Genomic DNA, 13726 nt, shown 5'->3' with positions numbered 1-13726 from the left:
ACTACTTGACGAGCGGGAAGAGGATCGTCTCGCGGATGCCGAGGCCGGTGATCGCCATGAGCAGCCGATCGATGCCCATGCCCATGCCCCCGGATGGCGGCATAGCGTGCTCGAGAGCACGCAGGAACTCTTCGTCCACCGGCATCGCCTCGACGTCGCCGCGCGCCGCGAGCTTGGCCTGCTCCACGAAGCGCTCGCGCTGGATCACCGGGTCGACCAGCTCGGAGTATCCGGTGGCGAGCTCGAAGCCGCGGATGTACAGGTCCCACTTCTCCACGACGCCCTCGACCGAACGGTGCTCGCGCACGAGCGGAGAGGTGTCGACGGGGAAGTCCATCACGAAGGTCGGACGCACGAGGTCGCCCTTCACGAAGTGCTCCCAGAGCTCCTCGATGAGCTTGCCGTGGGTGGCCTGCGGCGGAAGGTCGACGCCGTTCGCCTCGGCGAACGCGATGAGATCTTCGACCGGATCCTGCGGGGTGAATTCGCGACCGGCCGCGGCCGAGAGCGACTCGTACATCGAGACACGGTCCCACTCGCCGCCGAGGTCGTACTCGGTGCCGTCGGCCCAGGTCACGGTCGTGGAACCTGACACCGCCACTGCCGCGTTCTGCACGAGCTCCTGCGTGAGCGCCGCCATCTGGTTGTAGTCGCCGTACGCCTGATACGCCTCGAGCATCGCGAACTCGGGGCTGTGCGTGGAGTCGGCGCCCTCGTTGCGGAAATTGCGGTTGATCTCATAGACCCGCTCGATGCCGCCGACGACGGCGCGCTTCAGATACAGCTCGGGCGCGATGCGCAGGAACAGCTCGGTGTCGAAGGCGTTCGAGTGGGTGATGAAGGGACGAGCGGATGCTCCGCCGTGCTGCACCTGCAGCATCGGCGTCTCCACCTCGAGGTAGTCGTGGCTCGTGAACGTCGCACGCAGGCTCGCGTTCACGGCGGCGCGGGCGCGCACGGTGGTGCGGGCCTGCTCGCGCACGATGAGGTCGAGGTAGCGGCTGCGGACACGCCCCTCCTCGCTCAGCTCGGCGTAGGCGTTCGGCAGCGGCAGGATCGCCTTCGAGGCGATGGTCCAGTCGTCTGCCATGATCGACAGCTCGCCGCGGCGGCTGGAGATGACCTCGCCGTGGACGAACACGTGGTCGCCCAGGTCGACGTACTCCTTCCAGTCGGCGAGCGAGGACTCGCCGACGTTCGCGAGGGAGATCATCGCCTGGATGCGCGAGCCGTCGCCGGCCTGCAGCGTGGCGAAGCAGAGCTTGCCGGTGTTGCGGCTGAACACGACACGGCCGGCCACACCGACGACGACGCCCGTCTCCGCACCCGCCTCGAGCTCGCCGTATGCGGCACGCAGTGCGGGAATCGTGTGCGTCACGGGCACGCTCACCGGGAACGCGCCTCCCCCGGCATCCGCGCGCTTCGCGATCAGGCGCTCACGCTTGGCGAGGCGAACGGCCTTCTGCTCGTGGACGTCCTCTTCGGTGATCGCTGTCCCCTCCGTTTGGGTCGCTGAGCTTGTCGAAGTGGGCGCGGCGGACGCGTCAGTCATGTGCGGGGCTCCTTGGAAGTCTCATCCAGTTTACCGAGGCGAGGGCGGCTCATTCGGCCGCGGATGCTCGGTACCCTCTGACCATGCCCGCATCCCGCTTCCTCCGTGCCGCCGCCGTGATCGCGCTCGCCGTCGCGGGCCTGTCGATGCCCGCAGCGGCGTTCGCCTCGGCATCCGCGCCCTCCGCGACGGCATCCGCCCGTTCGTCCTCCGACGTCGATGCGGACGTCGACGACTTCTCCTACGCGTCCTGGGACGCACGCTTCGTACTCGGTGTCGACGCCGAGGGGAGGGCCACCATGCGGGTGACCGAGACTCTTGCGGCACAGTTCCCCGATTTCAATCAGAACCGCGGGATCGTGCGAGGGTTGCCGACCAGCTACGAGGGGTCGTCTCTGCATCTCGACGTGCTCTCGGTCACCGATCAGGGCGGTGCCGCCGTGCCGTACGACACCGATCAGGAAGACGGCGTGCTCTACATCAGCGTCGGCGACGACTCGTACGTGCACGGACTCACCACCTACGTGATCGAGTACGAGATGCGCGACGTGATCCTCGCCGCCGACCCCTCGACGCGATCGGGCCCCCAGGGTGTCGACGAGTTCTACTGGGACCTGCTGCCGCTCGAGAGCACGCAGCCGATCGACCGGTTCAGCGCCGAGATCGTGCTCGACGACGCTTTGGCCGCAGGGCTCAACGGCAACGCACGCTGCTACGCCGGGTATGCGGGATCGACGACGGAGTGCGACCTCGCCCGCGACGGATCGGTCTTCCACGTACAGGGGGCCGAACTCGCAGCAGGCGAAGGCGTCACGGTCGCGATCGGGTTCGAATCCGGCACGGTCGCGCAGCCGTCTGCCCGGATGGACAATCCCGTCACCGACACCGTCCCGGCCCTGGCCGCGCTCGGCGCAGTCGCCGCATCGCTCGCAGGTTGGATCGCCGTATCCGTGTTCAAGGGTTCGCGGCGCAAGGCGACGGGCATCATCGTCGCACAGTACGACGTGCCCGATTCACTTCCCCCGCTGGTGGCGGCCGCGGTCATCCCCCGGCCGAAGGACGTGATGCCGGCGGAGATCGTGCACCTGGCTGTCCGCGGCACGCTGCGCATCGAGGAGAGCACGCCCCGCCCCCGACTGCGGCGGCTCCCCGGCGCCCGCATCCCCGATCAGCTCGACGTGACCGCGCTCGATGCGCTGTTCCTCGGAACGGATGCCGACGGCGTGGTCGAGCTTCCCGAGGCCAGCGAGTCCTTCGCCGCCCGGATGAACCTGGTCACAGCCGCCGGCGTCGACGCGGCCGGCGCGCGCGGCCTGACGTCTAAGGCCCGCAGCCGAATCGCTGTCGTGCTGCAGTCGATCGGCATCGCGATCGCCGTGATCGGTGTCGGCCTCAGCATCTTCGGCGCGATCAGCGGACGCGAATCGGCGATTCCCGGTCTCGTCGCCTCGGTGTTCGGACTGTTCCTCGTCGGGTTCTCCTGCTTCTACAGTTTCGCGAAGCACGTCGTGCTGACTCCGGCGGGCGCGGCCACCTACGAGTATCTGCAGGGGGTGCGGGAGTTCATCCGCGTCGCGGAGGCCGACCGCCTGCGCATGCTGCAGTCGTACACCGGCGCCGAACGTCGTCAGGACGGATCCGCGAACGTGATCGTGGTGTACGAGCGCCTGCTCCCCTACGCGATGCTGTTCGGCATGGAGAAGGAGTGGGGCGAGGTGCTCGAGTTCGTCTACGCACAGGAACGGCGCGGAGCGGGGTGGATCGGCGACCCGAGCCGTCCGTTCGTCTATTCGCAGCTGTCGGCCTTCCGGTCGTCGTCCGGCGCGGCCACCTCGTACACGGCCGCCAGCAGCTCGTCGAGTTCCGGCGGATCCTTCGGCGGTGGATTCTCGGGCGGGGGCGGCGGGGGCGGATTCTCCGGCGGGCGCTGAGGCCCGGCGCGCACCTCCGGCGCCTCGCCCTGCAGTACGAGACGGGAGCGTCAGATCAGGGGCGGAGGGTCGGATTCTTCGCGCAGCGCGCGCTCGACGGTCGACTGCACGAGGGCCGAGAGGTATCCGCCGGGGTTCTCCACGCCGATTTCGCGAAGCTGCGCCGTCGACTGGCCGATGATCGAGCGGGAGAACGCGGTGACGGCCTCGATCGCGTCGGCGTATGCTGCGCGGTCGGCCTCGGCGACGACGATCGGCTCGCATCCGATCTCCACGGCGAGCGCCTGCGCGATCGGCAGCACGGCCGGCGGCGCGGTCACCGCGGCGTACCCCGCCTGGAGCTGACGCAGATCGATCGATGTTCCCGTGAAGGTGATCGCCGGATGCACGGCCAGCGGGATGGCGCCGCGCTCTGCGGCCGGGCGCAGCACCTCGATGCCGAACGCGGGATCGGTGTGCAGCACGAGCTGCCCGAGCTGCCATCCGCCGATCTCGGCGATGCCAGCGACGAGTCCTGGGAGCTGCTCGTGCGGCACCGCGACGATCACGAGCTCGCTGCGACGCACCACGTCGAGCGCATCCAGCACGGGCACGTCCGGAAGCACGGCCGAGGCCCGCTCGTCGTCGGACCCGGAGGTGATCCCGACGACGGCGTGGCCCGCTCCGGCGAGCGCGGCTCCGATCACGGGTCCGACGCGACCCGCGCCGATGATGCCCACGCCGAGGCGACCATCGCGGCGCTGAACGTCACTCACCGTTCGACTCGGTCGTCGGCGGCGGTACCGCGGCCGGCGCAGGCGGTGCCGCCGGCGCAGGCGGTGCAGGGTATGCCGGCGGCGCACCATACGCAGGCGGTGCCGGGTAGGCAGGTGGTGCAGTCGGCACACCATACGCAGGCGGTGCGGGCGGCACACCATACGCAGGCGGTGCGGAGACCGGCGCCCCCACGGGCTGGGCTGGTGCAGCCGGGTATGCGGGCGGCGGCGCTGCAGCTGTCTGCACGTGCTCGCCCCAGCGGTGCGTCTGATCGCGGGCGGCTGCGAGCACGGCGGCCCGGCTGACGCCGTTGATCAGCTCGAGCGCGTCTGCACGCTCCAGCCCAGACAGCGTTCCGGTGATCGGCCCCTGTACCGAGTGCACCTGGGCGCCCGAGACGCGCTGGGCACGATCGATCGGTCCCTGCGACAGCGACACTCCCTGCAGGCGCGCGAGCGGGAAGATCGCGAGCTTGCGCCAGATCGTTCCTCGTCGCAGAAGCAGCCCGAATTCGGTGAGCGCATAGCCGTGGCGCTTCCACGAGACCGGGCGACGCCACCATGCTCGGCCGGGCATCGTGCGGTACGGGTCGCCTGCGACGGGGCCGAGAATGCCGTGCTCCCACACGAGCGGGATGTCGGACGCGGGCGCATCGGGCAGGATCAGCCCGAGCACGCGCTCGACGTCGGCACGCTTGCCGACGGGCAGCACGATGTTGAACTGCTGTGCGCTGCCGGACTGCTGCTGCGCGGCGCTCTTGCCGCCCATGCGGTTGATCTTTATCGTCCACCATCCGAACGGGCGCCACAGCAGCGACTGCGAGACCTCGACGGCGAAGATGCGCCCCGGCGGCAGCGTCTCGGTGACCGTCGTGAGCAGACCATACGTGATGCGCACGCCGTCAGGGGTCGGCGCGATCGAGTAGCGCAGCGACTTCGAGATGCGCGCCCAGGTGATGCCGACGATCGCGAGCACCATGGGCACGCCGATGCCGAGGCTGAATCCGATGGTGAGCGCCCCACCGAGCGGGTCGCCATCCAGCACCGTGCCGATGAGCACCCCGCCCATCGAGATGAGGAAGATCAGTCCGAAGAAGATCACCCACGCCAGCGTTCCGATGAGCTCGGCGCCGATGAGGCGCCCGGTGGGGATCCTGACGACGCTGTGCGGGGCGACGTCGGCGAGGTCGACGCCGTTGATCATGCCCGTGACGCCGTTGTTGACCTCTCCTCGCAGCTGAGCGCGAGCAGAGACGGATGAGGGAGCGGATGCTGACGCCTCACCCTGTCGCGCGGCCCGCGCGCCGGAGGCGAGGCGCAGGATGTCGGCCCGCACCGCTTCAGCCGTCGACGTCGCGAGGTAGTCGAGCTCGACGTTCGCGTCGTTGCCGGCGCCGACGACCTCGAGCTTGGCAAGGCCGATGATGCGCGCGGGGAAGGGCCGGGTCAGGTTCACGCCCTGCACGCGGTCGAGCGGCGCACGGCGGTGCGAACGGAACACGATGCCCTTGCGCACCTCGACGTGGTCGCCGGTGATCCGGAACTGCTGGAACCGCCAGATCACCCAGAACACCGCGATCAGCACGACCACGACGCCCAGCACCGACAGCAGCGCGACGATGGCGAGGTTGTTCGACAGCACCCAGTCGACGGGGTCGCCACCGTACTGGTCGTAGTGGGCGTCGGGCTCGAACAGGTCGACGACCCAGCCGATCAAGCGCTCGCGCAGGTTCGCAATCACGAAACCGCCGATGACGATCAGCGCCAGCCCGCCCTTGAACAGCGGGGTGAGCGGGTGCATCCGGTGCCACTCGCCGTCGGCGAGCGACGACGACGCACCGACCTTCGACGGAATCGGCGGCTGCGTGCTCACAGGCCGGTCCGGCGCGTCTCGGCCACCTGGATGAGGGTGTCGCGGAGAGCCTCCGCAGCATCCTGCGTGAGCCCGGGGATCTGCACACCGGTGGTCGCGGCGGCGGTCACCATCTTCAACTGCGACACCCCGAAGGCGCGATCGAGCGGGCCCTGGGTGATGTCGACGAGCTGCATGCGGCCGTAGGGCACGGCGATCATGCGCTGCCACAGGATGCCCTTGCGGAACACGATGTCGTCGGCGCGAAGCATGTATCCGATCGCCCGCGCCTGGCGGGGCAGGATGATCAGGGTGGCCAGCGTGAGCACGACGATGACGCCGCCGGGGATCAGCACCCATGTCTGCTCGAAGCCCAAGAACGCCACGAGGGCCACGACAACGACCACCGCGATGAAGATCACGTTCTGCACGATCTGCGAGGCGACGTAGCGCGGCGAGATCTGGTGCCAGACGCCGTCGAGCTCGAGCCTCGATTCGTTGCGAGCCGTGCGCAGCTGAGAGTAGGTTCCCTGGTCGAGAGCCGACGCGTCAGTGACTGCCGCCGAATTCAGCGGGGCCGGGATCGGCATGGGGCTCTCGGGGTTCTGAGTCATCAGGATCCTTCGGAAGGGTGCAGAACTGTTCGGCGACCAGTGCCGCGACCACGAGCACGACCGCGCTCACGATCAGGACGACCATCGCCACAGTCGACCCTACCTGCGGATCGATCGGACGTGACAGGAGGAACACGAGCAGGCCCGCGCCGAAGCCGCCCATGATCGCGCCGAGCAGGCTCGACGCTCGCGCGAGGGTCACGGCTCGCATGGCACGGAAGGGATCGATGCGGACGCCGGTGCGCACGCTTCTGCGCACGGGCCACGCGAGAGCGAGGGCGGCGCCGCCGATGATCACGAGCAGCACGGGCAGCAGCAGCGACGGGGTGAAGGTCGCGCGGCCCATCGTCGTGAGCACCTGGTCGAGAACGAACCCCGCCGCCGCCCCGATCAGGGCGAGGAGCACGAGGAGGCCGGCCGAGGTGCGCTTCATCCGCGCTCCCGTCGACGCAGCTCCGCGGCGAGCGCGGCGACCCGGCCGTGCCCGGGGAGCACCGCGTCCGGATCCAGATCGAGCCACGGCTCGAGCACGAACAGCCGCTCGAACGCGCGCGGGTGCGGCAGCATCACGTGCGGGTCGGTCGAGGTCTCCTCGCCGTAGGCGATGAGATCGAGGTCGAGCGTGCGGTCGCCCCATCGCTCATGCCGCTCGCGACCGTTCTCGTCTTCGATAGCGTGCAGCATGCCGAGCAGGATGCTGGGGGCGAGCCGGGTCGTGATCAGCGCGACGGCGTTCACGTAGCCGGGCGCATCGGGGTCGGGGCCGTCTACGGTGAGCGCGACCGTCTCGTGCAGCGGGGAGAGCCGGACATCGCTGACGAGCGGAAGCCGAGCGATGCGCTCGGCCGCCGCGCGGATCGTGCCGTCGCGGTCGCCGAGGTTGGCGCCGAGGGCCACGACCGCGACGGTCTCGGGGCGGCCTTCGCGGGGTCCGGGGACGTGCGGCGGGTTCGCGAGATTGCGGCTCATTCCGATGCCTCCTCTCGGGCACGGCGCACCGTCACCGAGACATCGGCGAAGGTCAGCGGAATCGGCGCGTGCGGCTTGTGGACGGTGACGGTCGCGAACTGCACGCGAGCATCTGCGAGGGCGACGTCGGCGATGCGCTCGGCGAGCGTCTCGATGAGGTTCACCGGATCGCCCGCCACCACCGCGGCGATCTTCTCGGCGAGTTCGCCGTAGTGCACGGTGTCGGCGACGTCATCGGATGCCGCCGCCTGGCTCAAGGGCATGGTCAGGCGCACGTCGATCGTGAACTCCTGACCGTTCTCGCGCTCGTGCTCGTAGACGCCGTGACGGCCGAACACGGTGAGCCCGGTGAGCACTATCTCGTCGAGGGGGAACATTCTCATCCTTCCCAGGCGTGCGCGATCGTGAGCGCGTCGCGCGTGGACGCGACGTCGTGCACGCGAACCGCCCAGACTCCGGCGCGCGCGGCGAGCGCGCTCGTGACGGCGGTCGCGAGGTCGCGACGGGCCTCGGACACCTGCACATCGGCAACAGCCAGCGTCTCGGCCAGGAACCGCTTGCGAGAGGTGCCGATCAGCACTCGATGGCCGAGGGCGACGATCTCGTCGAGGCCTCGCAGCACGTCCCAGTTCTGCGCACCGGTCTTCGCGAACCCGATGCCCGGATCGACGATCACGCGAGACGGGGCGATGCCGGCCGCTGCCGCTGCCTCGACACGCGCTCGCAACTCGCCCGCGACTTCACGCGCGGCGCGGCCGTAACTCGCCTTCGCGTACATGTCGTCGGACGGTCCACGCCAATGGCCGAGCACGATGTCCGCTCCAGTCTCGGCGACCGCTTCCAGCATCCGCTCGTCGGCGAGACCGCCGGAGACGTCGTTGACGATCCGCGCGCCGGCGCGCACGGCGGCCACTGCCGTGTCCGCGTTGAGGGTGTCGATCGACACCGGGATGCCGCCCTCCGTGAGCGCTTCGATGACGGGCAGGACTCGGGCCTGCTCCTCGGCGACCGGCACACGTTCGGCCCCGGGCCTGGTCGACTCTCCGCCGACGTCGATCACGGTTGCGCCCGCGAGGCGCAGACGGCCGGCGTGTTGCAGCGCCATCCCGGTGTCCCGGTAGCGTCCGCCGTCGCTGAACGAGTCCGGCGTGACGTTCACGATGCCCCAGATGCCGGTCATGGGCGCGGGATCCCCTGCGTTTCGTCTCGCTCCGCTCGCTCAACGACCGGCGTGCGTGCGCCGATCAGGGCGATGAGTTCGGCGCGAGCCGCGGCATCCGTGTACTCCCCGCGTGCCGCGATCGTGAGCGTCGACGCCTCGGGCTGACGGCCCCCGCGCATCGTGACGCAGCCGTGGCTCGCGTCGAGCACGACGAGCACGCCGCGGGTGTCGAGATGCTCGGCGATCGTGTCGGCGATCTGCTCGCCCAGCCGCTCCTGCACCTGCGGGCGGGCGGCGAGGATCTCGACGACCTTCACCAGGGCGCCGAGTCCGACCACCTGCTCCCCGGGGAGATAGGCGATGTGCGCATGACCCGCGAACGGCAGCAGGTGGTGCTCGCACACCGAGCGGAAGAGGATGTCGCGCAGCAGCACGGCGCCCGACGGCAGCGTGTCGGGCGCAGGGCCCCGCGTCACGCTGATCGTGCGCGCGAGGGGTGCCGCGGCATCCGCCCCCACGCCCGAGAAGAACTCGGAGTACAGCTCGGCCATCCGCGCGGGTGTCTGCTTGAGCCCCGGGCGATCGGGATCCTCGCCGATCGCCTCGAGCAGCTCATGCGTGAGGCGTTCGACGCGTTCCCGGTCGACGGCCACGGTCACGCCGTCGCAGGTCGTGCGTGACCGGCACCTGCCGATCCCGACTGCGTGCGAGGAGCCGCAGCGGGGGCCTCGACGGATGCTGCGAGCGACACGTCCTTCTTCGGCACCTCGATCGGAGGCCGCTCGGACACGGGACGCTCGTTGCTCGAGAGCCACAGCGGGCGCTCGGGCAGCTTGCGCACCTCGGTGAAGATCTCGGCGATCCGGTTGTGGTCGAGGGTCTCCTCCTCGAGCAGGGCCAGAGCCAGCTTGTCGAGGATGTCGCGGTTGTCGCTGATCACCTGGTAGGCCTCGTTGTGCGCCTGCTCGATGAGCGCGCGCACCTCCGCGTCGACGCGCTCGGCGATCGTCTCGGAGTACTCGCGACCGCGACCCATGTCGCGCCCGGCGAACGGTTCTCCGCTCTCGGAGCCCAGCTTCACCGGGCCGAGCTCGGTCGTCATGCCGTACTCGATCACCATCTTGCGGGCGATCGAGGTCGCCTTCTCGATGTCGTTCGAGGCGCCGGTCGTCGGGTCGTGGAAGACGATCTCCTCGGCGACACGGCCGCCCATGGCGTAGGTCAGCTGATCCTGCAGCTCGTTGCGGGTCACCGAGTACTTGTCGTCGAGCGGCAACACCATCGTGTAGCCGAGAGCCTTGCCTCGGGGCAGGATCGTGATCTTCGTGACGGGGTCGGTGTAGTTCATCGCCGCCGCGGCGAGAGCGTGACCGCCCTCGTGGTACGCCGTGATGAGCTTCTCCTTGTCCTTCATCACGCGCGTGCGGCGCTGCGGGCCGGCGATCACGCGGTCGATGGCCTCGTCGAGCGCGCGGTTGTCGACGAGCTGCGCGTTCGAGCGGGCCGTGAGCAGCGCGGCCTCGTTCAGCACGTTCGCGAGGTCGGCGCCGGTGAAGCCCGGCGTCTTGCGCGCGACGACCTCGAGGTCGACGCTCTTCGCGAGGGGCTTGCCCTTGGCGTGCACTTCGAGGATGCGCTGGCGACCCTTGAGATCGGGGGCGTCGACGCCGATCTGGCGGTCGAAGCGGCCGGGGCGCAGCAGCGCGGGGTCGAGGATGTCGGGGCGGTTGGTCGCCGCGATCACGATGACGTTCGCGTTCGGGTCGAAGCCGTCCATCTCGACGAGCATCTGGTTCAGGGTCTGCTCGCGCTCGTCGTTGCCGCCGCCGAGACCGGCGCCGCGGTGACGGCCGACCGCGTCGATCTCGTCGATGAAGATGATCGCCGGGGAGTTCTCCTTGGCGACGTTGAACAGGTCGCGCACGCGAGAGGCGCCGACGCCGACGAACATCTCGACGAAATCCGACCCGGAGATCGAGTAGAAGGGAGCCCCTGCTTCGCCGGCGACGGCGCGGGCGAGCAGCGTCTTGCCGGTTCCTGGAGGGCCGTACAGCAGCACGCCCTTCGGGATGCGGGCGCCGATCGCCTGGAACTTGGCCGGGTCCTGCAGGAACTCCTTGATCTCGTGGAGCTCTTCGATGGCCTCATCGGCACCGGCGACGTCGGCGAAGGTGACCGTCGGGGTCTCCTTGTTGACGAGCTTGGCCTTGGACTTGCCGAACTGCATGACCTTGCCGCCGCCGCCCTGCATCGAGGAGAGCAGCCACCAGAACAGCAGGCCGAGCAGGAGCATCGGGATCAGGAGCGAGAGGAAGCCGTCGAACCAGCTCGCGCGCGGCACGGCGTCGTCGAAGCCCTTCTTGGGGGCGGCCTCGTCGATCGCCGCGACCACGTCGGCCGCACGGGCCTGGACGTAGTAGAACTGCACGGTCTTCGACCCCTCGAACTCCTTCGACAGGGTCATGTCGACGCGCTGGTCGCCGTCGGTGTTGACGACCTCGCTGACCGTCTCACCGGAGAGCAGCTTCAGGCCCTCCTGCGTGGTGATCTGCTTGGGACCGGCGAGGTTCGAGATCAGCAGGAACCCGCCGACGAACAGCAGACCGATCAGCGCAACGTAGATCAGCGGATTCCGGCTGAGCTTCTTCACATCCATGATCGAATCAGAGTATCGCGCGCGTCCTTGCGGTCGGCTGTGCGTTCACCCACGGCGTACCCCTCGAATCGTCAGGCGTACACGTGCGGCGCGAGCACCGCGACGTCGCGGAGGTTGCGGTAGCGCTCGGCGTAGTCGAGGCCGTAGCCCACGACGAACTCGTTGGGGATGTCGAAGCCCACGTACTTGCAGTCGATCTCGACCTTCGCGGCCTCGGGCTTGCGCAGCAGCGCGAGCACCTCGATCGACTCTGCTCCGCGGGAGCCGAAGTTCTCCAGCAGCCAGCTGAGGGTCAGGCCGGAGTCGATGATGTCCTCGACGATCAGCACGTGCTTGCCGTTCAGGTCGCTGTCGAGGTCTTTGCGGATCTGCACCACGCCGCTGGACTTCGTGCTCGTGCCGTAGCTCGACACCGCCATCCAGTCCATCGGGGCGTGGAACGGCAGCGCGCGTGCGAAGTCGGCCATCACCATGACGGCGCCCTTCAGGACGCCGACGAGCAGGAGCTCCTTGCCCTCGTAGTCGGCGGCGACCTGCGTCGCGAGCTCGTCGAGCTTCGCGATGATCTCCTCCTCGGTGACGAGGATCTGGGAAAGGTCGTCCTGGATGTCCGCGGCGCGCATGGATCGATTTTAGGTGATGGAATCGGATGCCGCGGCACGCGGCATCCGGTCCTCTCGGCCGCCGAGACGGTGCTGCATGTCGGCGTACGAGGCCACCCCGTCGAGGAAGCCCAGCGTGCCCGACTCGCGCAGCTCTCGACCCGCACGCTCGACGGCGTCGTAAGCGGCCCGCGCGATGCTGCCCCCGACGCTGACCCGCGCGACTCCGAGGGAGTAGAGAGCAGGCGCGTCGAGCACCGGGGGAGTGAGACCCGCGACCATGTTCACCGGCGCGGCGATCTCGACCGCGAGCCGGCGGATCGCTTCGGCGTCCCTGACGCCGGGCACGAAGATGCAGTCGGCTCCCGCCGCGATGAACCGCTCGGCCCGCGCGATGGTCTCGGCGAAGGGATCGCCGTCGAAGCGCGAGAAGTAGGCGTCGGTGCGGGCGTTGAGGACGAATGTCCCCGCGGGCGCCGCCGCCCGAGCCGCTGCGACGCGCTCGGCCGCCTCCTCGATCGGAATCAGAGCGCCGCCGACGGCATCCTCGATGTTCCCTCCCGCGATGCCGAGCGATGCCGCCCGTGCGACGGTCTCCCCCACCTCGGCCGCGGTGGCGCCGTAGCCCGCCTCGAGATCCGCCGAGACCGGTACGTCGACGGCCGTCACGATCTCCGCCACGGTCTCGAACATCAGATCCGCGCTGAGCGGCCCGCCGTCCGGCAGTCCCCGTGACCAGGCGATCCCGGCGCTCGTGGTCGCGATGGCGGGGAAGCCGAGCTGCGCCAGGAGGCGAGCGGAACCGGCGTCCCAGGCGTTGGGGATGAGAAACCCCCGGCCCCTGTGCAGCGCGAGCAGAGTCTCGGCTCCGAGGTTCCCGGCCATGCGCGTTCTCCATCCGTCGACTTCTCCGGTGGCGAGGTGTCGCCGCAGGTCGCGCCCCGGTACTGTGAGCGGAAAGAGGCGCAGACGCCTGACAACCGGAAGGATCCACCATGGCCCTTGACGACATCCTCTCGCAGGTTCCGATCGACGACATCGCCAAGAAGCTGGGGGTCTCCCACGATGTCGCGAAGGAAGCCGTGGCGCAGGGCGGCGCTGTGCTTCTCGGCGGCCTCGCGAAGAACGCCTCGACCGATGAGGGGTCCTCGGCGATCGAGAACGCCCTCAAGCGCCATGAGGGCACGACGGGCGTGACCTCGGTCGACGAGGTCGACGAGGCCGACGGCGGCAAGATCGTCTCGCACATCCTCGGCTCCGAGAAGCAGGACGTGACTGAGAAGCTCACCAAGTCCGACAAGACTGCGGGCATCGACTTCGGAAAGCTCCTGCCGATCCTCGCGCCCATCATCATGGGCCTGATCGCGAACGCGAACAAGAGCAAGTCATCGGATGCCGGATCCGGCGGCGGCGGAATCGGCGACATCATCGGGGGCCTCCTGGGCGGCGGCTCGAGCAGCGGGTCCGGCGGATCTTCTGGCGGCGGACTCGGCGACATCCTCGGCGGCCTCCTGGGCGGCGGCTCGAGCAGCGGGTCCGGCGGCGGACTCGGCGACATCCTCGGGGGTCTTCTCGGCGGCAAGAAGTAACCACGACGCGGATCGGCGGCCGGGGCGGATGCCCCGGCCGCCGT

The 13726-nt window shown here is 69.4% G+C and carries 14 protein-coding genes; 2 read left to right on the top strand and 12 right to left on the bottom strand.

All coding sequences use genetic code 11. The annotated features are described in order from the left end of the window. Position 1: 1 nt before the first annotated feature. Entirely contained in the window at positions 2-1552 is a 1551-nt protein-coding gene (gene lysS / locus QFZ53_RS05580) for a lysine--tRNA ligase (protein ID WP_307294413.1), read from the bottom strand. An 83-nt stretch (positions 1553-1635) separates the two neighbouring features. Between lysS and QFZ53_RS05575 the strand changes: the two genes are divergently transcribed. Continuing rightward, positions 1636-3483: a DUF2207 domain-containing protein gene (locus tag QFZ53_RS05575; protein WP_307294412.1), complete on the top strand. Its 1848-nt coding sequence runs from the start codon at positions 1636-1638 to the stop codon at positions 3481-3483. A gap of 50 nt (positions 3484-3533) precedes the next feature. On the opposite strand, the gene QFZ53_RS05570 is transcribed toward QFZ53_RS05575, so the two are convergent. The 11 genes from QFZ53_RS05570 to QFZ53_RS05520 form a co-directional block, all read right to left on the bottom strand. Next, the gene (locus QFZ53_RS05570) at positions 3534-4238 is read right to left on the bottom strand and encodes a DUF2520 domain-containing protein (RefSeq protein WP_307294410.1); all 705 of its coding nucleotides are present in this window, start codon (positions 4236-4238) and stop codon (positions 3534-3536) included. Further along, complete coding sequence (locus tag QFZ53_RS05565; protein WP_307294407.1) at positions 4231-6111, bottom strand: PH domain-containing protein; 1881 nt, start codon at positions 6109-6111, stop codon at positions 4231-4233. Before QFZ53_RS05565 ends, QFZ53_RS05570 begins: the two co-directional genes overlap by 8 nt. After that, on the bottom strand, positions 6108-6704 hold the full coding sequence (locus QFZ53_RS05560; RefSeq protein ID WP_307294404.1) for a PH domain-containing protein: 597 nt from the start codon (positions 6702-6704) through the stop codon (positions 6108-6110). Before QFZ53_RS05560 ends, QFZ53_RS05565 begins: the two co-directional genes overlap by 4 nt. Next, on the bottom strand, positions 6640-7137 hold the full coding sequence (locus QFZ53_RS05555; RefSeq protein WP_307294402.1) for a DUF3180 domain-containing protein: 498 nt from the start codon (positions 7135-7137) through the stop codon (positions 6640-6642). The genes QFZ53_RS05560 and QFZ53_RS05555 overlap by 65 nt, the downstream gene beginning before the upstream one ends. Then, positions 7134-7673 carry a 2-amino-4-hydroxy-6-hydroxymethyldihydropteridine diphosphokinase gene (gene folK, locus QFZ53_RS05550; RefSeq protein ID WP_307294398.1) on the bottom strand — a complete coding sequence of 180 codons (540 nt, stop codon included), beginning with the start codon at positions 7671-7673 and terminating at the stop codon, positions 7134-7136. Before folK ends, QFZ53_RS05555 begins: the two co-directional genes overlap by 4 nt. Continuing rightward, on the bottom strand, positions 7670-8050 hold the full coding sequence (gene folB, locus QFZ53_RS05545) for a dihydroneopterin aldolase (RefSeq protein ID WP_307294395.1): 381 nt from the start codon (positions 8048-8050) through the stop codon (positions 7670-7672). The genes folK and folB overlap by 4 nt, the downstream gene beginning before the upstream one ends. A gap of 2 nt (positions 8051-8052) precedes the next feature. Further along, on the bottom strand, positions 8053-8853 hold the full coding sequence (folP, locus tag QFZ53_RS05540; RefSeq protein WP_307294393.1) for a dihydropteroate synthase: 801 nt from the start codon (positions 8851-8853) through the stop codon (positions 8053-8055). After that, complete coding sequence (gene folE, locus QFZ53_RS05535; protein ID WP_307294391.1) at positions 8850-9488, bottom strand: GTP cyclohydrolase I; 639 nt, start codon at positions 9486-9488, stop codon at positions 8850-8852. Before folE ends, folP begins: the two co-directional genes overlap by 4 nt. A 2-nt stretch (positions 9489-9490) precedes the next feature. Then, positions 9491-11491, bottom strand: coding sequence for an ATP-dependent zinc metalloprotease FtsH (gene ftsH / locus QFZ53_RS05530; protein WP_292907401.1), 2001 nt, complete (start codon positions 11489-11491; stop codon positions 9491-9493). 71 nt (positions 11492-11562) lie between these two features. Further along, complete coding sequence (gene hpt, locus QFZ53_RS05525; protein ID WP_292907403.1) at positions 11563-12114, bottom strand: hypoxanthine phosphoribosyltransferase; 552 nt, start codon at positions 12112-12114, stop codon at positions 11563-11565. A 9-nt stretch (positions 12115-12123) separates the two neighbouring features. Further along, positions 12124-12978 carry an isocitrate lyase/PEP mutase family protein gene (locus QFZ53_RS05520; protein ID WP_307294388.1) on the bottom strand — a complete coding sequence of 285 codons (855 nt, stop codon included), beginning with the start codon at positions 12976-12978 and terminating at the stop codon, positions 12124-12126. A gap of 110 nt (positions 12979-13088) precedes the next feature. On the opposite strand from QFZ53_RS05520, the gene QFZ53_RS05515 reads away from it, so the two are divergent. Further along, entirely contained in the window at positions 13089-13682 is a 594-nt protein-coding gene (locus tag QFZ53_RS05515) for a DUF937 domain-containing protein (RefSeq protein ID WP_292907407.1), read from the top strand. Positions 13683-13726: the final 44 nt, after the last annotated feature.

Origin of the sequence: Microbacterium natoriense, from assembly GCF_030816295.1 — a bacterium.
GTDB lineage: Bacteria > Actinomycetota > Actinomycetes > Actinomycetales > Microbacteriaceae > Microbacterium > Microbacterium natoriense_A.
Note: the sequence above shows the minus strand (reverse complement) of the source record. Positions and strands in the feature narration are given on the sequence as shown.